Annotated in this window: 17 protein-coding genes; 10 read left to right on the top strand and 7 right to left on the bottom strand. The window is 45.1% G+C overall.

Annotated elements, in window-relative coordinates; genetic code table 11:
• Positions 1-1,011: a sensor histidine kinase gene (locus GVN20_RS23565; RefSeq protein WP_166560704.1), complete on the top strand. Its 1,011-nt coding sequence runs from the start codon at positions 1-3 to the stop codon at positions 1,009-1,011.
• A complete protein-coding gene (locus GVN20_RS23560; protein ID WP_166560703.1) occupies positions 1,008-1,763 on the top strand; it encodes a LytTR family DNA-binding domain-containing protein in 756 nt (251 codons plus the stop codon). The genes GVN20_RS23565 and GVN20_RS23560 overlap by 4 nt, the downstream gene beginning before the upstream one ends.
• Before the next feature lie 110 nt (positions 1,764-1,873).
• On the opposite strand, the gene GVN20_RS23555 is transcribed toward GVN20_RS23560, so the two are convergent.
• Positions 1,874-2,338, bottom strand: a complete 465-nt coding sequence (locus GVN20_RS23555; protein ID WP_013930683.1) for an Lrp/AsnC family transcriptional regulator — start codon at positions 2,336-2,338, stop codon at positions 1,874-1,876.
• Positions 2,339-2,532: 194 nt separating this feature from the next.
• Here GVN20_RS23555 and GVN20_RS23550 point away from each other — a divergent pair, with 194 nt between their 5' ends.
• Positions 2,533-3,486, top strand: a complete 954-nt coding sequence (locus GVN20_RS23550; RefSeq protein ID WP_166560702.1) for an NAD-dependent epimerase/dehydratase family protein — start codon at positions 2,533-2,535, stop codon at positions 3,484-3,486.
• 4 nt (positions 3,487-3,490) lie between these two features.
• Positions 3,491-4,702 (top strand): glycine C-acetyltransferase, encoded by a 1,212-nt coding sequence (kbl, locus tag GVN20_RS23545; protein WP_166560701.1) that lies wholly within the window; start codon positions 3,491-3,493, stop codon positions 4,700-4,702.
• 156 nt (positions 4,703-4,858) lie between these two features.
• Here the strand turns inward: kbl and GVN20_RS23540 are convergent, their stop codons facing one another.
• Positions 4,859-6,346, bottom strand: coding sequence for an arylsulfatase (locus tag GVN20_RS23540; protein ID WP_166560700.1), 1,488 nt, complete (start codon positions 6,344-6,346; stop codon positions 4,859-4,861).
• Between the two features lie 194 nt (positions 6,347-6,540).
• On the opposite strand from GVN20_RS23540, the gene dtd reads away from it, so the two are divergent.
• Together dtd and GVN20_RS23530 are read left to right on the top strand one after the other, a co-directional pair.
• Positions 6,541-6,993: a D-aminoacyl-tRNA deacylase gene (gene dtd, locus GVN20_RS23535; RefSeq protein ID WP_166560699.1), complete on the top strand. Its 453-nt coding sequence runs from the start codon at positions 6,541-6,543 to the stop codon at positions 6,991-6,993.
• Positions 6,994-7,106: 113 nt separating this feature from the next.
• Entirely contained in the window at positions 7,107-7,838 is a 732-nt protein-coding gene (locus GVN20_RS23530) for a tyrosine-protein phosphatase (RefSeq protein ID WP_166560698.1), read from the top strand.
• Positions 7,839-7,856: 18 nt separating this feature from the next.
• Here the strand turns inward: GVN20_RS23530 and GVN20_RS23525 are convergent, their stop codons facing one another.
• Positions 7,857-8,459 carry a DNA-3-methyladenine glycosylase gene (locus GVN20_RS23525; protein WP_166560697.1) on the bottom strand — a complete coding sequence of 201 codons (603 nt, stop codon included), beginning with the start codon at positions 8,457-8,459 and terminating at the stop codon, positions 7,857-7,859.
• A gap of 139 nt (positions 8,460-8,598) precedes the next feature.
• On the opposite strand from GVN20_RS23525, the gene GVN20_RS23520 reads away from it, so the two are divergent.
• The gene (locus GVN20_RS23520; RefSeq protein ID WP_166560696.1) at positions 8,599-10,770 is read left to right on the top strand and encodes a T9SS type B sorting domain-containing protein; all 2,172 of its coding nucleotides are present in this window, start codon (positions 8,599-8,601) and stop codon (positions 10,768-10,770) included.
• A 39-nt stretch (positions 10,771-10,809) separates the two neighbouring features.
• On the opposite strand, the gene GVN20_RS23515 is transcribed toward GVN20_RS23520, so the two are convergent.
• A complete protein-coding gene (locus GVN20_RS23515; RefSeq protein WP_166560695.1) occupies positions 10,810-13,755 on the bottom strand; it encodes a DEAD/DEAH box helicase in 2,946 nt (981 codons plus the stop codon).
• 321 nt (positions 13,756-14,076) lie between these two features.
• On the opposite strand from GVN20_RS23515, the gene GVN20_RS23510 reads away from it, so the two are divergent.
• A complete protein-coding gene (locus GVN20_RS23510; RefSeq protein WP_166560694.1) occupies positions 14,077-14,922 on the top strand; it encodes an AraC family transcriptional regulator in 846 nt (281 codons plus the stop codon).
• 134 nt (positions 14,923-15,056) lie between these two features.
• Here the strand turns inward: GVN20_RS23510 and GVN20_RS23505 are convergent, their stop codons facing one another.
• The gene (locus GVN20_RS23505; protein WP_166560693.1) at positions 15,057-16,274 is read right to left on the bottom strand and encodes a pyridoxal phosphate-dependent aminotransferase; all 1,218 of its coding nucleotides are present in this window, start codon (positions 16,272-16,274) and stop codon (positions 15,057-15,059) included.
• Positions 16,275-16,360: 86 nt separating this feature from the next.
• Between GVN20_RS23505 and GVN20_RS23500 the strand changes: the two genes are divergently transcribed.
• Positions 16,361-16,837: a methylated-DNA--[protein]-cysteine S-methyltransferase gene (locus tag GVN20_RS23500; RefSeq protein ID WP_166560692.1), complete on the top strand. Its 477-nt coding sequence runs from the start codon at positions 16,361-16,363 to the stop codon at positions 16,835-16,837.
• 90 nt (positions 16,838-16,927) lie between these two features.
• On the opposite strand, the gene GVN20_RS23495 is transcribed toward GVN20_RS23500, so the two are convergent.
• A complete protein-coding gene (locus GVN20_RS23495; RefSeq protein ID WP_114459391.1) occupies positions 16,928-17,482 on the bottom strand; it encodes a fasciclin domain-containing protein in 555 nt (184 codons plus the stop codon).
• A 609-nt stretch (positions 17,483-18,091) separates the two neighbouring features.
• On the opposite strand from GVN20_RS23495, the gene GVN20_RS23490 reads away from it, so the two are divergent.
• Positions 18,092-18,655: a helix-turn-helix domain-containing protein gene (locus GVN20_RS23490; RefSeq protein ID WP_166560691.1), complete on the top strand. Its 564-nt coding sequence runs from the start codon at positions 18,092-18,094 to the stop codon at positions 18,653-18,655.
• Positions 18,656-18,787: 132 nt separating this feature from the next.
• Here GVN20_RS23490 and GVN20_RS23485 read toward each other — a convergent pair whose 3' ends face one another.
• Positions 18,788-19,939, bottom strand: a complete 1,152-nt coding sequence (locus GVN20_RS23485) for a cysteine desulfurase family protein (protein WP_166560690.1) — start codon at positions 19,937-19,939, stop codon at positions 18,788-18,790.
• Between the last annotated feature and the right edge of the window lie 88 nt (positions 19,940-20,027).

The following is a 20,027-nucleotide window of genomic DNA, read 5'->3' as shown; positions in this document are numbered from 1 at the left end:
GTGAACAGAACTATAAGTCGTGTACTAAAAAAATTCGGTATTGCCGTCTTGGTAGCCCTCCTGTTTAAAGTACTGTTCTTTAGATTAATTGATTTTTTAGAACCCGACTTATTCATCATCCCCTTCATCGTTTTGATACTCTGGGAGGGCAATACCTATATTGACTGGCAATTAGAAAAAAGATACAGTTGGTTGGGGAATACGAAACAAAGAATATTCAGTCAATTTATCGTTAGCCTTATTTTTACGGCTATTTCGCTATTTTTATTAATGAACTTCCTTCATTTTATTAAATTCGGCGAAATACGTTTGTTCAACAGAGCCATCAGGCAAATGTTTATTCCAGCCATAATTATTACTTTTTTGGGCTTGGTGAGCTATATTTCAAGCCAATTTTTTAGGGCTTGGAACCAAAGTCTGGTAGAAATTGAAAAATATAAAACTGCCAGCGCAACCGCCCAACTTGAAAACCTAAAAAACCAACTTAATCCCCACTTTTTGTTCAATAATCTCAGCGTATTGAGTTCATTGGTGTACCAAAACCAAGACAAAGCAGTTGATTTTATCAACGAACTGTCAAAAGTGTATCGGTATGTATTGGACAGCAAAAATGCCGAGTTGGTCAGCCTACAAGAAGAATTAGATTTTCTAGAACACTACATGTATTTGTTGAAAATACGCTTTGGAAGCAGCATTACGTTTGTCCTCAACATTTCCGCTCCTGACAAAAGCCTCTATTTGCCCCCCATGTGTCTACAAATGTTGGTCGAAAATACCATTCAACACAACGAAACCTCACAAGCCAAGCCGTTGCAGGTAACGATTTTCACCGAAAAAAATCGGTTATTGATCACAAATCCGATTCAGCCCCGCAGCGATAAAGCCAAAAGCTCACAGACAGGACTAAAAAATATGCAAGTACGGTATCAGTATTTTACCGACGAAAAAATAGAAATCATCCGTACAGATAAAACGTTTACCGTAATTTTGCCTTTACTTTTAAAGCCATGAACGTTGTAATCGTAGAAGACGAAAAGCTTTCGGCAGAGCATTTGCATTTGTTGCTGTTGAAGATAGACCCCGCTGTTCAGGTAATCCAATATTTGGATTCGGTGGCCGCTACCGTAAAAGCATTTGAGAGTGGCTTGCAGGCAGATTTGCTTTTTCTGGACATTCACTTGGCGGATGGCAACAGTTTCGAGATTTTCTCCCATATCCAGCCCGAAATTCCCATTATTTTCACAACCGCCTACGACAATTATGCCATTCAAGCTTTTAAACAGAATAGCATTGATTATTTGTTAAAGCCCATTTCGTTGAAAGAGCTAACGTTTGCCGTTGAAAAATTTAAGAAGCAAAGACAATCTGGCAATAAGCACTTGCTTGAAACCATCACCCTTGCCTATCAGCAATTCAACAATCAATACAAAACTCGTTTTTTGGTCAAATCTAGGCAAAACATTACCACAATTCAAGCCGATGAGATCCATCATTTTGAAACCCAAGACAGCATCTCTTTTTTAGTAACCAACGCCGGATGCCGTTATATCATTGACTACACGTTGGACCAACTAGAAAAAATTCTTCTACCCAAAGATTTCTTTCGTATAAATCGAAAAGTAATCCTGCATATTCAGGCCGTCGAAAAGGCAAGCACATATTTTAATGGTCGGTTGTCGATTTCGGCCAAATTGCTAGAAGGGGACGCAAACATTGTGAGCCGGGAGCGGGTAGCAGACTTTAAAATTTGGCTAGATTCATAATCAAAGACATCAACCTAGCAAAGTTTATTAATTTGCCCGCCGTGAGGGGTGTATTTTTGTTGGTGAAATTACACCAACAAAGGCAAAAAGTAACCATTCATTTAGCCTCCTCACCCCACCCGATACCCCAAACTCTGCTTGATAACCTTCAACGAAAAGGTACTGTTGAGCGTGCCAATATTTTCGATTTTAGAGAGTTTGTTGCGCACAAAACCGTGGTATTCGTCCAGACTTCCCATGTTTATTTTCAACAAAAAATCTACCTGACCCGCCATGTGGTAGCACTCTTGCACCTCTTCTAGCTTCTGAATTTCTTTTTCAAAGTTTTCAATAAACGCCTTGTCGTGGTAGCGCATCGACACCTGACAAAAAATCGTGATGGGCTGCCCAAGCAGTTCTTTGTCCAGAATGGCTACGTATTGTTTGATAAAACCGAGGTTTTCCAGCCGCTTAATGCGCTCATACACGGGCGACAGCGTCAGGCCGAGCGTAGCGGCCAATTCTTTGGTGGTTAGCTTTGCATCGGCCTGCAAGAGGCGGAGCAGTTTCTTGTCGATGTCGTCGAGTTGTTCCATGCCGAAAATTTTTCTTTCTATACTATCTTCTTTTAATACAATTCAACAAAAATAACTTCATTATAAATAATAAACCACAATATTAACTGATTTTACGGCACTATTTTACAAATTCTAACGGCCTAACTACTTTTGTACCGTGAATTACACTTCATCATTCTTCCAAAAATCAGTTACTCAACACCCATTGAACCATGAAGCACGAAACCATTTTAGTCATCGGGGCCAACGGGCAAATCGGCACGGCACTCTTACCACGCCTCCAAACAATGTACGGATTCGGTAACGTCATCGCTACCGATATTCGCCAAACAGGGCACGAGGAAGCCATCTTTGAAGTTTTGGATGCCACCAACGTAACGGCGCTGGCCGACATCGTTCAGCGGCACCGTGTTACCCAAATTTATCATTTAGCGGCCGTGCTCTCGGCCAAAGGCGAGGCAGACCCATTGTGGGCGTGGAACCTCAACATGCAGACTTTACTCAACGTTTTAGAAATAGGCCGAACGTTTAATCTAAACAAGGTTTTTGTGCCGAGTTCGATTGCCGCCTTCGGCGAACATGCCCCCAAAGAAGAAACACCCCAGTCTTCGGTCTTGGATCCCGCCACGGTCTACGGCATTAGCAAAGTGGCCGCTGAAAATTGGTCGGTGTATTACCACAAACGCTACAAACTGGATGTACGCTCGCTGCGTTATCCAGGCGTCATCAGTTACCAATCCATGCCCGGTGGTGGCACCACCGACTACGCCGTGGCTATTTACCACGAAGCCGTTCAGGGTCATCATTTTGAATGCTTTTTGGCCGCCGACACCCGTTTGCCCATGATTTATATGGACGACGCGCTCCGTGCCACGCTGGAATTGATGGACGCCCCCGCCGATAAAATCACCATTCGTACGTCTTATAATTTAGCGGGAATGAGCTTTACTCCCGCCGAATTGACGGCCTCTATTCAGCAGCATTTCCCTGATTTTAAGGTAACTTATGCGCCCGATTTTCGGCAAGCCATCGCTGATTCGTGGCCCAAAAGCATTGACGATTCGGTTGCCCGGCAAGATTGGGGCTGGAAACCCGCGTTTGATTTACCTAAAATGACGCACGAAATGATTACCCATCTCAACGAATTGTATCACGTAACTGCTTAGCACCATGTACGGAAGCATCAAAGAAGATCTCCAAAAAGAATTGGCCGCCATCAAAGAAGCGGGCCTTTATAAAACCGAACGCATCATCGTTACGCCTCAATCTTCCGTGATTGCGGTGCAGGACGGACGCGAAGTACTGAATTTCTGCGCCAATAATTACTTGGGACTTTCTTCACACCCAGAGGTAATTAAGGCCGCCCACGAGGCGCTCGATACCCACGGTTTCGGGATGTCGTCGGTACGGTTTATTTGCGGTACGCAAGACATCCACAAAGAACTCGAACGCCAAACGGCAGAATTTGTCGGGGCTGAAGATTGCATTTTGTACGCGGCGGCATTTGACGCCAACGGCGGAGTTTTTGAACCTTTATTGGGCGAAGAAGACGCCATCATTTCCGACGAACTCAACCATGCTTCCATCATCGACGGTATCCGTCTGTGCAAAGCCAAACGTTTTCGGTACAAACACAACGACATGGCCGATTTGGAAGCACAACTTCAAGCCGCTACCTCATGCCGACGGGTATTAATTGTCACCGACGGCGTCTTTTCGATGGACGGCACCATTGCGCAGTTAGATAAAATTTGCGATTTGGCCGACCAATACGGTGCAATGGTCATGGTAGACGAATGCCACGCCAGCGGTTTTATGGGCAAAACGGGCCGTGGCACGCCTGAGCACAAAAATGTATTGGGCCGCATCGACATCATCACGGGCACGTACGGAAAAGCTCTCGGAGGCGCATCGGGTGGGTTTACGGCGGCGCGGAAAGAGATTGTGGAGTTGTTGCGCCAACGTTCGCGGCCGTATTTGTTTTCCAATACCTTAGCTCCTTCCATTGTGGGTGCTTCGCTCAAAGTGTTGGAATTGCTGCGGGCCTCGACCGCCCTGCGCGACAAGCTCGAAGCCAACACGCGCTACTTCCGCGAGGCCATGACCGCCGTTGGATTTGACATTTTGCCAGGTGAGCATCCGATTGTTCCAATCATGCTTTACGATGCACCGTTGGCCCAAGAATTTGCCAAACAATTGTTGGAAGAAGGCATTTATGTCATTGGGTTCTTTTATCCTGTAGTGCCCAAAGGCAAAGCGCGCATTCGTGTCCAGATTTCGGCGGGGCATGAGCCAGCGCACCTTCAACGTGCCGTGGCGGCGTTTACGAAAGTGGGACAAAAATTAGGCGTAATTCCCGTGACCGAAACCGTAGAAAATTAACGTTCGCACTGTTCCTATCGACCCCAAGCCGGACTACCTACGTAGTTCGGCTTTTTTGATAGTTAAAAGATAGGATGGATAGTAACGTTGGTTGCTCAAAGTCAATGACAGGGTTGCTCACAACCCAGCGAAAATCTCCCAATTAAAAATAGCACTTTATTCTCCAAATTTAGGACTTACAAACTCCCATTCTTTAAGGTGCGAGGGCACATGCTCACGCTGTACAATGGTGTCAAATTGGCGCAACAATTCAGGATGCTGCGCGGCTACATTGGTGGTTTCACTTTCGTCTTTGCTTAAATCGTATAATTCCCAAGGGCCTTTACGATTTTTACGAACGTTGGTTTTTACGGCTTTCCAATTACCCATCCGAATCGCCAGTTGCCCGCCTTTTTCGGGATATTCCCAATAGATAAATTCACGTTTTTTCTGTTTGTCTTTTTGCCCCAACAAGGTCGGCAGAAATGACACTCCGTCGGTGTCTAATAGTTGTTTATACCCCACTACTTCGGCTAGCGTTGCCATCACATCGTACTGCACCGACACGAGGTCGGTCACTTTTCCAGCAGGAATACGTCCAGGCCAACGCGCAATCATCGGCTCCCGAATACCGCCTTCGTAGACATCCATTTTTAACCCCCGCAGGTTAGAAACGCTCCTAAAAAAGGCCGCTTCTACCCCACCGTTGAAGGTCGCACCGTTGTCGCTCGAAAACATGACTATGGTATTATCGTCGAGTTTCAGGTCTTTCAACAACTGCATCAACGCGCCCACTTGCTTGTCCATGTGCGTAATCATGGCCGCATACGTAGCGCGTGGATGAGGCGTAGAAGCATAATTTTGTTGTCCCAAATACGGTTTTTCTTCAAATTTTCCGATGTATTCCTCCACCGCCGACGCGGGCGCTTGCAACGAAACGTGCGGAGCTGTAAAAGGCAAATACAGGAAAAAAGGCCTGTTTCGGTTCTCACGCACAAAAGACAATGCCTTTTCGGACATTTTATCGATGGCGTAGTCGTTGCCACGGTAGTACGCAAACGCTTCTTTAGTAGCCGTTTCGGGCGTTAGGCGGCGGTGAACATCAATGTAAGTATTGTTTAAAGGAACCGATTTTCCGTTTTCCCATAAGTGCGTCGGATAAAAATTGTGGGCCTGTTTTTGGTCCAAATAGCCATAAAAATAATCAAATCCCTGTTGGTTGGGGTTGCCAGTGGTATTGGCCATGCCCAAACCCCACTTGCCGATGCAAGCGGTTTTGTACCCCGATTGCTGCAACATCCGCCCAATGGTAAACGTGCCCGGATACAGCGGCATTTGTCCACCTTCCAACGAATCGGCAAAGCCGCCCAACTCATAATTGCCACGAATGTAGGAATGCCCCGCGTGTTTTCCCGTCAACAATTGGCACCGGGCGGGCGCACACACGGGCGTACTTGTGTAATGTTGCGTAAACCGAATGCCTTCAGCGGCGATTTTATCAAGATGAGGCGTCCGGATTTTCTGTTGGCCGTAGCATCCAAGTTCAGCGTAGCCCATGTCGTCGGCATAAATGTAAATAATGTTGGGTTTGTTGGCTGGAGGCATAAAGCTTACCGATACGTAGCCGACCGCAAGTACAAAAGCAAAAACTAGGGGGCGAAACATAGATTTAAAATGGGTGAGTAAAACTGTAAAATAAAGGCAATTTTTCCAGATTGATACTTACAAAACCTACATTCCAACTAAACTATCATGGTTTATTTCGAGGCTATTCGGGCGGTTTTAGCCCATATTATGATTAAATATTTAGTACTTGAACGTTTTTAGCCTTTACTTTGCACCTTACAATTTTATCCTTAATGATTGCAGTCATTCAACGCGTGTCGGAAGCCTCCGTCAATATAGAAGGCCGAATAAACGGCCAAATTCAACAGGGTTTTTTGGTACTTTTGGGTATTACGCACACCGATACCGACGAAGACACCGAATGGTTGGCCAAGAAAATTGTCGGTATGAGAATCTTCTCCGATACCGAAGGAAAAATGAACCTTGACCTCAAATCCATTGACGGCAACATACTGCTTATCAGCCAGTTTACACTACACGCGAGTACCAAAAAAGGCAACCGCCCGTCGTTTATTGAAGCCGCGCGGCCCGAAGTCGCCATTCCTTTGTACAACCGAATGATTCAACGCCTTGCGGAAGAACTGGGGCGCCCTATTCAAACAGGTGAATTTGGGGCCGATATGAAAGTATCACTACTCAACGACGGCCCTGTAACGATTGTGATTGACTCCAAAAATAGGGTTTAATAATTTCGCAAGATTGTTGTACTTTCATATTTAAAACCCTTCGTGTCTCCCCATTCATTTGAGTAAAAACAGACGGGAATATTTAAATTAACATTTCCAATTCGTTCCAAATTATGTCTTTTCTTCAACGTCTATTTTCCGGAAAAACACACCGAATTTTTAAATGGCTAGCAACCGATATGCACTCCCATTTATTGCCCGGAATTGACGATGGAAGCCCCGATATGTCCACCACGCTCCACTACCTCACCGAATTGGAGGCGTTGGGGTATCAAAAAGTGATTACTACGCCGCACGTAATGCGGGAATTATATCCCAACAAACCCAACGACATCAAGGCCCTCGCCGCTAAGGTAAACGAGGAAATCATCGACGCAGGTTTGAAAATCAAACTAGAAGCATCGGCTGAATACATGCTTGACGATGGATTTGATACCCTGCTGGAAAATAACCAATTGATACCCATTGCCAACCGCTACGTACTGGTTGAAATGTCGTACGTGGCACCGACGCTTAATTACGAAAACACGATTTTTAAAATTCAGGCGCAGGGCCTAATTCCGATTCTGGCCCACCCCGAACGGTATAATTATTTATCTATGAACGACTTTGAGCGCATAAAATCGCTCGGATGTTTATTGCAAGTCAACTTGCTCTCATTGGTGGGTTATTACGGAAAACACACCCAAGCCATGGGCCAACAACTTGTTCAGAACAAACAGGCGTCTTTTTTAGGAACAGATTTGCACCACAGCCGTCATTTGGAAGCGCTCAAGGGAATCTCTTCGCACAGCAAATTGGTGCGCCTGATTGAAAATACTGAGTGGTTAAATGCAAAGCTTTAGGATAAGCACTCACGGCAATTATTTTTTACTCACAAAGCGGTTTCCTTTGATGTAGAAACGATAGGGCAAATCTGCCCCCTGTGTAATGCCGATGCGCGTCGTAGTTACCACCTCAAAATCAGTCTGTTTGGGCGGAGTAATGTAGAGGTCGTCGTCCAAGAGCGAGCTACCATTGTGACCCGCCAGGCTAATTCCCATGGCCTGTACCAGTTTTGCGGGCCCGTTGCAAAGTTCCCGTAGCGAAAACGCCATCAACTTCTGTCCCTTTCTTTCTGCCCGCCGGAGTTCCATCAATTCAATCCCATCGGTAGGTTCCAGCGCGCGAATCAACACTGCTTCTCCTTTTCCTTCTACGGCACTGACGATGTTGACGCAGTGATACATACCATAAATCAGGTACACATACACCGAACCTGCCGGGCCAAACATGGCAGCGTTTCGTAGTGTTTTTTTTCGGTAGGCGTGGCAAGCGGGGTCGCCAGTCAGGTACGCTTCGGTTTCAACGATAATGCCAGCCGTGCGCCCTTCCGGGCTCTCATGGATAAATTCGCAACCCAACAGCTGTTTTGCCAAAGATAACGTTTCGTATTTTTGATAAAATTTAAGATCCAAACGTTGCATGAATAAATGCCTTTTTAGTGCAAATTTTGCATTTTTTTTATAACAAACCCTTGAATAATTCTGTTTTCAACTTTACCGAATAGTCACCGATGTTTATCTTTTTTTGTTAAATTTGACATTCGGTCTCAATATACAACGAATGCGCTACTCTATTTTTTTGGCCTTTGGTTTGGTAGGTTTGTGTTTGGTGGCTCAGGCTCAACGCATCTTTGGAGGGCAGATTGACCGGCGCTATCAGGCCACAAATACAGCTTATGTGTACGATGTAAGCTGTACTTTCTTTGCCGACCAAGCGGGTTATGAAGCGCTTCCCAATCGGCTTCGTTTTGGTATTTATCGAAAAAAAGACAACGAATTAATTGAAACGTTTTTTGCCGATAAAAGCAAAGACATAAGCGGCACAAAATCGGCATCCTCCTGCAACAAAAGCGAAAAAACGACTTATGTTTTTGTCAATTACAACCAAAGCTTAATTCTCAAACCTGATAAATATTCTGACCCCGACGGCTACTATATCATCAATGACCCCGTGGGCAACCGAAACCCCACCGAAAACGTCGCCTCTTCCAACATAGTGCTCTATCATTGGTTTTCCCCTCAGTACCTTTGGGAATATTTTGACAACCTAGAGCCGGGCAAAACCACGCCGCAGTGGACGCCCGATTCATTCAATTATTTTTGTACCAACGAAGACACCAATTTTAGTCTCCAAGTAGGCTCTAATCCGCTCAAAACGGGCCTAGGACGCGGCAATTACACCATCCAACTCCAAAACACCTCCCCCCTGACGGGCGATTCAACGGCCAAAGTTCGTTACCAAACCGTGGCTTGGAAAGCGGGTTTTTCCCCAAATCAAATGTTGCCCGGGGGGAATTTTTACCTGCCGACCATGTTTTTGATTAACGCACAAGGGATTGCTAATTTACCCATTTCGGCAAAGCCCGCCAAAGCGGGGGTCTACTCCGTCGGTTTTTTAATCAAACACAGCCGCAACGGCGTTCCATTGAGCGAAATATACCGCGAATACCAAATCAAAGTTGAAGATTGCCTTCCGCCGCCGCCCGCCATCATTCGAATCAGCGAGGTGAATCGCCCCAGCGCCGTGGCTTCTGCCAAGGTATGCGAAGGCAAAACCGTCCAGCTCAATGCGGGGGCCAAGCAGCCCAATATTACTTACGAATGGTTCAAAGACGGAGCCGTGATTGCGGGGCAAAAAGATTCTATTTTGGTGGTAAAAGAAGGTGGAGCCTACACCGTGACGTTGACAAAAAAAGGGGCCTGCAACACCAATACATCCTCGCCTGCGTTCATTTCTATTGTTCCCAATCCCAAAGTATTGATTGAATCTTCCGTGCCAAGCGGTTTATTGTGCCCCGGTGGCTCCCTGAAACTTTCGACTTTGGCCTCCGAGCCATCGGTCAAGTTTCAATGGCTTCGCGACAGTGTGGCCATCGCGGGGGCAACCGATTCAACCTTTAAAGTAACGCAAATAGGGCAATACGCCGTAGCCATTACCGACCAAAATGGCTGCCAAGGGCAATCCACACCGCTGAGTATTAGATTGGACAGCACCGTTAAAGTTGGCATGAACATCATTCCCGTCAGATGCAGCAATGATACCAATTTAGTTACTTTGGCTGGCACGCCAGCCGGGGGTAAATTTAGCGGTGACGGGGTAAACAAAAATACTTTTTCGCCAAAAAATGCGGGCGCGGGAGCACACCAGATTTCTTACTTGCTCGACGACCCCAAGGCCTGCCTAACGGGCACCGCCGTCGAGACCGCCGTTGTGCTGGCCTCACCTCCGCTCGAATTGGGGCCCGACCAATTCATTTCGTCGGTTGGGGGGGTGCAGTTGAATCAAAACAACGCACTGAACGCCTCCAATGGCTTTAATTTTCAATGGACGCCCGCCTTGGGGTTGTCGTCGCCCTCCGTTGCCAGTCCTTACGCTACCCCTGACCAAACCACCTCATATCAACTCACCGTCAGCGGTTCCAATGGTTGTACGAGTAAAGATACCATTACGGTCAACATCGTGCAGGGGCTATATATTCCCGATGCCTTTACTCCCAACGGCGACGGAATCAACGACACCTGGGAGCCCAGAGGATTGGAGGAATTTCCAGCGGCTGAAATCAAGATTTTTGACCGGTGGGGGCACGCCATTTACAATTCAACAAAAAACAACAAACAGCCTTTCGACGGTACATTCAACGGAACTTCATTGCCGTCAGGAAACTACGCATACCAAATCATTACGCAATCCGAAGGGCATATCTTTCGGGGGAATTTGTTGATTTTGAGGTGATTTTTTTGTTTCTAAGGGTTTAATGTTTTTTTCGCCCCCCTACGCCAGCAAATCAATAATATCCTCTTTGGTCAGGGATTTCACAAAGCTTTCTTCGGTCGTAATCAGTTCGTTGAAAAGTTTTTGCTTGCTTCGCTGCAAGTCCAGAATTTTTTCTTCTACCGAGTTTTTGGTAATGAATTTGTAGGTAAAAACGGTCCGTTGCTGCCCAATACGGTGGGCGCGGTCAATGGCCTGCGCCTCAATGGCCGGGTTCCACCACGGGTCCAAAATAAATACATAATCGGCGGCTGTCAGGTTCAACCCTAAGCCCCCCGCCCGGAGCGAAATGAGGAAGATTTTTATTTCATCATTTTCCTGAAAAAGTTCTACCTGTGCCTGACGGTCGCTGGTGGAGCCATCAAGATACGCGTACCGAATGCCGCGCGGATCCAGATAACGCCGCAAAATGGTAAGGTGTCGAATAAATTGACTGAATATCAATACCTTATGGTCTCCTGCCAACAACTCTTCCAACTTTGCCTGAATTTCTTCTAATTTGCCCGATTCGCCTTCATATTCTTCATCAATCATGCGTGGGTGATTGGCGAGTTGTCGCAGCTTCGTCAACCCCTGCAACACCATAATCTGCGACTTGGCAATGCCTTCCTCCTCAATCTGCTCTAAAATGTAATTACGATAATACGACTTGGTCTCTTCGTAGCGCTGCTCCTGCTCCTCCACCATGTCGCAATAATGGACACTCTCCACTTTAGGAGGTAAATCCAAGGCAACCTGCGACTTATGTCGGCGCAACAAAAACGGTTTTATCAGCGAATACAGCTTCTGTGAACGCTTTTCGTCGTTGTGTTTTTCAATCGGCATCTGAAAATGCGACCTAAAATACGATTGACTACCCAACAAACCGGGGTTCACAAAGGTCATTTGCGTCCATAAGTCCATGGTCGTGTTTTCGAGTGGCGTTCCCGTTAAAATCAACCGATTGCGGGCATCCAGTTGCATCACGGCCTTGGTAATGTGCGACGATGGGTTTTTGATGGCCTGCGATTCATCCAGAATGATGTAGTGAAATGGATAGTTTTTCAGCATATCGATGTCGATACGCACAATGCCGTAGGAAGTCAGAATCAAATCATAATCGTCAAACTGACGGGGATTTTTATCGCGGTAAGTGCCAGTATAGACCAACACCCGCAATTGGGGCGTAAAGCGCCGCGCCTCCAGTTGCCAATTATATAACAGCGACGTTGGCATCACCAGCAGCGAAGGTCGATTCGCACCCTTCTCTTTTTGGTACTGCAACATGGCCAAGGTGGTCACGGTCTTGCCCAAGCCCATGTCGTCGGCCAAACAACCGCCCAAACGGTAACTATTCAAGAAATTAATCCAGTCATACCCCGCTTTTTGATACGGGCGCAAGGTGCCCACAAAACCTTCGGGCAATGGATTTTCGTCGATTTCTTTAAAGTCGCGCAGTTGTTCCAATTTACGGCTCATGATTACCTTGGCGAGGCTATCTTCGGCAAACTCCTGAACAAGGGCAAGGTGGTGCTTACGCAGCAAAAACTGCTGACTATCAGGGTCATATTCGGCAAATGCAAACAGTTCGGAATACGCCGTCAGCCACGCTTCGGGGATAATGGCAATTTCTCCGTTGGGCAACGTAAATTCCTTTTTACGGGCCAAAATCAGGTTTTTAAGCTTTATAAACGGTATCTCAAACTCTCCGAAACATACCTTGGCGTAGATGTCAAACCAATCGCGACCTTCTTCAAACGAAATATCAATGGAGGAATATCCCAAAAAGTACTGCTTCCCGTTTTCAGCACTCTGCCGAATTTGAATTCCCGCTTCTTTCAACGTAAAATGGTGAGTTCGGAGCCATTCAAAGGCCTCGCTTCGGGCCATTTTTTTGCGCCCCTGCAACATATCCAACCCCAGACCTTTGAGCAACAACACTTTGGCTTTTTCGACGCGGATGTCTCGCCTCACTTTATGAAAGAGGTAAGAATCACCGCTTTTTTCTAAACTCACGTTGGCATTGGCCGCAAAACTATCAAACTTAAACAAGAAATTTCCGTACCGAAACGACAACTCCAGCACCACTTGCGACGTGTCGTCGGTCGCAATGGTGTCATCGTCATCCGTCGGTTCAAACAACGTGGCCACCTTATTTGAAGTGGACGTCAACTCCGTCAGATGCAGAATAGGAATCAGTTCGGCGGTCTCGTATTTTATCTCAAACCCATCGGCATACACTTCATAGGCCGCTACCAAAGGCACCACAAATCGCTGGAAATACTGCTCTTCGACCGTGCGAGGGATAATGATTTGGGGTTTGGTCAAAAACGGACGTATTTTTTTTCCATCTACGAACCGGTCAAAATGGTATAGTTTGTCCTGAATCAACAGCCACGCGGGTTCATCACAGACCAGCAACGCATTCTGATTTCGAATATTCAGGCGTTCGCCCGCGTATTTTATGTTGGGATAATAATGCGTATTTTCTTCGTTTCGCTTAAAATGAAAATAGACTTTGGCCCGCTCAGGCATCCACTCAATTTTTTTCCAAGCAGGATTCCCGTCAGAGCCCATCACGTACAAATCCTTGGATTTCAGACGTTCCAGTATCTCTACTTTCCACTTTTCAATGTAGCCCGCAATGGCCTCTTGTATCAGTTTATCGCCTTTTTGTGGGTCGTATACTTTTAGAAAAAAATCTAATGCGGGGAGTTTTTTGGGGTTAAATTTTTTAAAAATGGTATCCTGCTGAATCGCATCAATGGCCTTCACCAATTCGAAATCATTCTCATCCAATCCCTTCGAAAATTCAGCCACATTTTTGGAGGAAACAATCTGATTTAGTAGTGTGAGTTCTCCTTTTCCATTGACCTGCACCACATAAGACCCAAACAAATACCCGAGATACTCGTGCTGAAAAAGAGAATAAACAATTGAAAAAGGCTGAGTAGTAGCGACTTTCATACTAAAATTTTACCGAAGAAAAGGAAGAGATTTATCCAAAACCTACATCCAAAAAGTAGAGCCACTTTTCGAACGTTTACAAATATACGCCCGGAGTACCTTACAAACAAGTATTGAATTCAACTAAAAGAAAAAAGCGACCAAAGCCGCTTTTTTCTGTTATCATCATAGGTTTTTAGCGAGAAAAGTAGTGTGATTGCTTCTCTGACAACGTTACAAATGTCGCCATTTCTTTCTTAAAATAATTATACCCTTTTTTCTAGAATTTGTTCTATTTTAACATTTTGATAATATTTGTGCAAGAATACGCGACAATCAAGCATGAAAACCGAGTACGAAAACATCACCCCCGACAAAGGCAGCTCTTTCAAAGTACTGCGCTGGCGCTCGCATGAAGATCGTTTTTTTTGGCATCAGCATCCCGAATATGAAATTGTTTATATCCACAAAGGCACCGGAAAAAGGCACATCGGCCAGCACCTTTCACACTTTGAAGAGGGCGCTTTGATGTTTATTGGCCCCAATATTCCGCACCTCAATTTTGGCTACGGCGCCGACAATGAGCACGAAGAAATTGTCATTCAGTTGCGGGATAATTTTCTGGGAGAATCTTTTTTGCAAAGTCCCGAACTTCACGCCATCAAACGTCTTTTTGAATTGTCGAAACAGGGGCTCAATTTTCACGGAAAAACCCAACGAAATGTTGCTGCACAAATGTTGCGGATGCCCTCGCTCAATTACTTTGAACGACTCATTCAATTATTATTGATTTTGCAGGAATTGGCTACCACTAAGGAATATAATTTGCTCAAAATAAACGGAATTTCGTACGAGCACAGCCACCGAGAAGAGGCCCGCATCCGACAAATCTACGCGTTTGTCGAAAAAAACTATCGCAGCGAGATTGATTTACAGACCGTCGCCGATTTGGCCAACCTAACCGTCCCTTCATTTTGTCGTTATTTTAAAAAAATAACCCAAATGACTTTCACCGATTTTGTGAATGAGTACCGGGTAAAGCAAGCGTGTAAGATGTTTACCCAAAACCCGTCGGTGACGGATGTGTGTTATACCAACGGATTTAATAACCTTTCCCATTTTACCAAGACGTTTAAGTCGGTGACGGGTAAAACCCCCAGAGAATACAAGAAGGAATTAGTTTTATGATGCGGGTTGACGCGGGTTGCTCACAACCTGCATTGAGGTTTCTCAAAACCTCGTTTTTTTAATTACCAGGCACTTCAATAAACAAAAAAGGGCTGCTTCAACGTATGAAACAGCCCTTTTACTGTGCTATTTATTTAGTTTAATTTTGCTACTGCTTCTTTGATTCGGCGACAAGCTTCTACCAGATTCTCATCAGAAGCCGCCGTTGAGATACGAATACACTTCGGAGCGCCAAAACCAGAGCCTGCTACCGTGGCTACATAGGCTTCATTGAGCAACCAAGTGCAAAAATCATCGGAATCTTTGATGACAGTAGTCCCGTCAGATTTGCCGAAATATTCACTGATGTCAGGGAAGGCGTAAAAAGCACCCTCGGGCATATTTACTTTGAAACCAGGAATTTCTTTCAGTAGTCCCACCACCAAATTACGACGACGCTCATAAGCTTCGCACATTTCTTTGGCAGCATCTTTCGGCCCTGAAATAGCGGCCAAAGCGGCCCGCTGCGAAATAGACCCCGTTCCAGAAGTTACCTGTCCTTGGAGTTTTTCTACCCCGTCGGCAATCCATTTAGCGGCACCGATGTAACCAATGCGCCAGCCCGTCATGGCATAACCTTTGGCTACTCCGTTGACGGTGATAACGCGGTCGTGGATTTCGGGAATAGAACCGATGCTAAAATGACCTTGTGGGGTAAAGTTGATGTATTCGTAGATTTCGTCGGCCAACACAAACACATTTTCGTGTTTTGCGATAACGGCGGCCAAAGCGCGCAATTCTGCTTCTGAATAAACCGAACCCGTCGGGTTGTTGGGAGAAGCAAACATCACAATGCGCGTGCGCTCCGTAATGGCAGCCTCCAATTGGTCAGGCGTTACTTTAAAGTTATTTTCAAAGCTCCCGTCGATGATCACCGATTTACCTTCTGCCAATTTAACCATCTCGGAATAACTCACCCAGTAAGGGGCCAAAATAACCACTTCGTCACCGGGGTTGACCAATACCTGAATTACGTTGGCCAGCGAATGCTTGGCTCCCGTCGAAACCACAATATTTTCGGCCTTCCAATTGATATTATTTTCGTTTTTGAACTTATCGGCAATGGCTTTACGCAAATCAGCATAACCAGCCACGGGCGAATAGCCGTGGTAACCCTCGTCAATGGCTTGCTTTGCAGCTTCGCAGATGTGCTTAGGGGTCTTGAAATCGGGCTCACCGACGCTCAAGCTAATCACTTTATGGCCCTGAGCGGCCAATTCACGCGCTTTTTTGGTCATCCCTAAGGTAGAGGATTCTTCCAGCGCAATAATGCGGTCGGCCAACGAACTGGCCGTTTCAACAACAGCAGACATATTTGGTGGTTTAAAAAATTCGCCGCAAAATTACGATTCCGTCCAAAAACTTCCTATTTTTATTTAAAATTTATCAACCCAACCCCATGTCTGTTGCATATTTGCAAACACCACTCGGCATTGCATACGTAGAAGGAGATACCGATGGCATCCAAGTTGTTAGCATAAAAGATAGTACCTCTCTCCATTCCAACCACCCCATTCCAGAGGATTTAGCCCCCGCCATTGAGCAACTGACCGATTATTTTAACGGTCAACGGACGGTCTTTGATTTGCTGCTCAATCCACAGGGCACAGATTTTCAGAAACGGGTTTGGCAAGAATTGCTCAAAGTGCCCTATGGGCGAACAGTATCCTATTTAGATTTATCGCGCCGTTTGGGCGACGAAAAAGCGATTCGGGCCGTAGCCGCTGCCAATGGCAAAAATCCTATTTGGTTGATTATTCCCTGCCACCGTATTATCGGCACCGATGGTTCACTCACGGGTTATGCAGGTGGACTTTGGCGCAAAAAATGGCTGATTGAATATGAAAAAGGGGGATTACAAGGAAGTTTATTTTAATAACACGTATGCAAGGCATAAAAAAAGCAACGAAGAACATATTTGCTCCTCGCTGCCTTCTCTAAACCTATTCCTAACTTTACTCCCTAACTACGCACCTGCACCTGGCATTACCACGGTGTCGATCACATGAATGACACCGTTGCTTTGGTACACATCTTTGATGGTTACGGTCGACATGCCACCTTTTTCATCCGACAAAATCAATTTCTTCCCCTTCATCATTGCTTTCAACGTACCGCCCTGCACCGTTTTAAAAGTAGCCGTACCACCACCTGCTTTGATGGCCTCCGCAATGGCTTTCGAATCCATTTTGCCAGCCACTACGTGATAGGTCAAAATGGTGGTCAATGTACCCTTGTTCTCTGGCTTTACCAATGTTTCTACGGTGCCTTTGGGCAATTTATCAAACGCTCCGTTGGTGGGAGCAAATACGGTAAATGGACCAGCACTCTGTAAGGTTTCAACCAATCCCGCTGCTTTTACGGCGGCAACAAGGGTAGTGTGGTCTTTTGAGTTCACGGCATTTTCAACGATGTTTTTTGAGGGATACATCGGCGCTCCGCCTACTTCAACCGTTTTTTCTTGGGCAAAAGAAGCGTTGATGAATAACGCCGACACGAGCAACATTGCGATTTTTTTCATGATTGTTTTAAAAAAAATTAAGTTTTTACAATTGGTTAGTATGTGTAATTTGATTTACAAACAGACTTACGGAAATCCTCTTTCACTTAGATTCAGTAGGGCTTTTTTTTTTCAAACTTCTTTATCACAAAATATATAAAACACTCACTTTCAATACATTAAACAATCAACACTTTTAGGGATATACCGTTAAAGCCCTCCAAACTAGAGCGAAAGGATTGAATGATTGAGAAAGAGGGCAAATAGAATCAAGGGAAAGCAGGCTTCCAACATTGAAAAAAGTGCTCGAGGACTCCACAAATAATGCGGTTATAAACTACTAATCAGCAATTAACACCCTGCAAGCGTGATTCTGGCATTTCAAAATAGTTTTAGCAGAAACTCATTTCTTTATTGAAATCAGCACCATGGAGTCCTAAAAGAAAACTTCTTTTAGGGCTATTTTTTAAATTTTTCGAGGAAAATAATAAGCCGTATCGTATAAAATTACGGTTTAAGCCCTTTTAGCGACCTCTCGTACCCAATTTGTATAAAAAAAGTTGACGAATAGTATATTTCTTGGTCACAAGGTTGGTACAAAACAATTGTAATATTAAAGTCAACAGAAATATGGAAGGAACTAATTCATTAATGGAGACTCAGTCGCAGCCGCTCTATGTGAGCATTCATGTTGAAAGTAAGGAATTAGCGATGATTGTCCAATTTTTATTGCAGAGAAATATCTATTTTAAAGTAGACTACCCCTACTCAAATAGTATGCAATTAGAGACAAGTTATAACTCACATTCTATTTCTTTAAAGCAACCGGCAGTTAATCATCATTTAAGTAAGTACAAAGGCATTGAAAAAGTAGACTCAATTCTTGACAATTACATTTCGAATGCAAAAAACCCTGAAATGCGACAAGTTGCGCAATCATTGGGTCTTTCAATTTCAGTTTTTAAACGTATTTTCAAGGAGATGTATGGAGTATCTTTCTACGAATATTTTTTGAACAAAAAGATGAAATATGCAGCAGAGCTACTTCTGAAAGGCTTAAGAGGAGGATTAGTGTCAGAAATGGTAGGTTATTCCCAACCAATCAAATTCACTAAAATGTTTAAAAAACATTTTGGAATAACACCCAAAAAATACCAATTACAATCCAAGATCACAAGTGAACTAAATTTATAGTACGGTACGAATATTAGTCACAAACAAGTAATAAGAAAACCTAAATAATAATCCAATCTACAACGAACTTTACTCAGAATTGAAGTTTACAAGAGTACTTATTACACCCTACAACAAGTACTCTTGTAAGCTCTAAACCGCACTTCCTACCCGCATACGCTCGACTACTTCTAACACGTGCTGTAATGTAAAATCAATTTCTTCCTCGGTGCTGAAACGACCCAAACTAAAACGCAAAGAAGCGTAGGCTTGGTCGTCGGTGAGACCCAGAATTTTCAATACATACGAAGGCAATACCGAGGCGGAAGTACACGCAGACCCCGTCGAAACCGCGATGTCTTTCAGGCTCAGCAGCAGGTTTTCGCCGTCAACGTGTTCAAAACAAATATTGGTCAAATGCGCCAAACGTTGTGGCGTATTTCCGTTGACAAACGTATGAGGAATGTTCGCTAAAATACCTTTTTCTAAACGGTCGCGCAGCCAACCAAGACGCTGCGCTTCGGTACCCATTTCCTTTTGGGCGAGTTCACAGGCTTTACCCAAACCCACAATTCCTGGCACATTGAGCGTACCCGAACGGCGACCGCGCTCATGTCCTCCCCCGTCCATTTGGGCCGTAATTTCAACGCCCTGCCGCACCACCAACGCACCAACGCCTTTGGGTCCGTACAGTTTATGCGCCGATAAACTCAGCAAATCAATGCCTTCTTCAACCATATCAATCGGCAGTTTTCCAACCGCCTGTGTGGCGTCGGTATGAAATAACGCCCCGCCCGCATGGGCTAACTCCGCAATTTCGCGAATGGGTTGAATGACCCCGATTTCGTTGTTGGCATACATCACTGACACCAAAATCGTATCGGGCCGCAGAGCATCAGCCACTTGCTGTGGGGCAATAAGTCCCTGGGAATCGGGCATCAAATAGGTCACTTCACCACCCAATTGTTCGATATGATGACAAGTATCCAACACGGCCTTATGCTCCGTAACAATGGTAATGATGTGCTTACCCTTGTACGAATATTTTTCAAATACCCCCTTGATAGCCAAATTATTAGCTTCTGTTGCCCCACTCGTAAACACCACTTCTTTTAGGTTGGCGCGCAACAGTTTAGCCACTTGTTTTCGGGCCGTCGCCACGGCTTCTTCGGCGGTCCAGCCGTAAAGATGCGTGCGACTGGCGGCATTTCCAAAATGCTCGGTAAACCAGGGCAACATCGCCTCCAACACCCGGGGATCAACGGGCGTAGTAGCATTATAATCCAAATAAATGGGCAAACGCATTGACATTTCGTTATTTTTTTACGAAAATAACGACAAACACCCAAAAATCAAAAGACTAGCCCCAGGCGTTAAATTTACAATTGGCTGT

Source organism: Runella sp. CRIBMP, assembly GCF_009905605.1.
Lineage (GTDB): Bacteria > Bacteroidota > Bacteroidia > Cytophagales > Spirosomataceae > Runella.
Note: the sequence above shows the minus strand (reverse complement) of the source record. Positions and strands in the feature narration are given on the sequence as shown.

Excerpts from the sequence above, each read along its gene's own strand:
- GVN20_RS23490 (WP_166560691.1), top strand. The coding sequence starts at position 18,092 with ATGGAAGGAACTAATTCATTAATGGAGACTCAGTCGCAGCCGCTCTAT.
- GVN20_RS23530 (WP_166560698.1), top strand. The coding sequence starts at position 7,107 with ATGTCTTTTCTTCAACGTCTATTTTCCGGAAAAACACACCGAATTTTT.
- GVN20_RS23515 (WP_166560695.1), bottom strand. The coding sequence starts at position 13,755 with ATGAAAGTCGCTACTACTCAGCCTTTTTCAATTGTTTATTCTCTTTTT.
- kbl (WP_166560701.1), top strand. The coding sequence starts at position 3,491 with ATGTACGGAAGCATCAAAGAAGATCTCCAAAAAGAATTGGCCGCCATC.
- GVN20_RS23485 (WP_166560690.1), bottom strand. The coding sequence starts at position 19,939 with ATGCGTTTGCCCATTTATTTGGATTATAATGCTACTACGCCCGTTGAT.
- GVN20_RS23505 (WP_166560693.1), bottom strand. The coding sequence starts at position 16,274 with ATGTCTGCTGTTGTTGAAACGGCCAGTTCGTTGGCCGACCGCATTATT.
- dtd (WP_166560699.1), top strand. The coding sequence starts at position 6,541 with ATGATTGCAGTCATTCAACGCGTGTCGGAAGCCTCCGTCAATATAGAA.
- GVN20_RS23510 (WP_166560694.1), top strand. The coding sequence starts at position 14,077 with ATGAAAACCGAGTACGAAAACATCACCCCCGACAAAGGCAGCTCTTTC.
- GVN20_RS23500 (WP_166560692.1), top strand. The coding sequence starts at position 16,361 with ATGTCTGTTGCATATTTGCAAACACCACTCGGCATTGCATACGTAGAA.
- GVN20_RS23550 (WP_166560702.1), top strand. The coding sequence starts at position 2,533 with ATGAAGCACGAAACCATTTTAGTCATCGGGGCCAACGGGCAAATCGGC.
- GVN20_RS23495 (WP_114459391.1), bottom strand. The coding sequence starts at position 17,482 with ATGAAAAAAATCGCAATGTTGCTCGTGTCGGCGTTATTCATCAACGCT.
- GVN20_RS23560 (WP_166560703.1), top strand. The coding sequence starts at position 1,008 with ATGAACGTTGTAATCGTAGAAGACGAAAAGCTTTCGGCAGAGCATTTG.
- GVN20_RS23555 (WP_013930683.1), bottom strand. The coding sequence starts at position 2,338 with ATGGAACAACTCGACGACATCGACAAGAAACTGCTCCGCCTCTTGCAG.
- GVN20_RS23525 (WP_166560697.1), bottom strand. The coding sequence starts at position 8,459 with ATGCAACGTTTGGATCTTAAATTTTATCAAAAATACGAAACGTTATCT.
- GVN20_RS23540 (WP_166560700.1), bottom strand. The coding sequence starts at position 6,346 with ATGTTTCGCCCCCTAGTTTTTGCTTTTGTACTTGCGGTCGGCTACGTA.
- GVN20_RS23520 (WP_166560696.1), top strand. The coding sequence starts at position 8,599 with ATGCGCTACTCTATTTTTTTGGCCTTTGGTTTGGTAGGTTTGTGTTTG.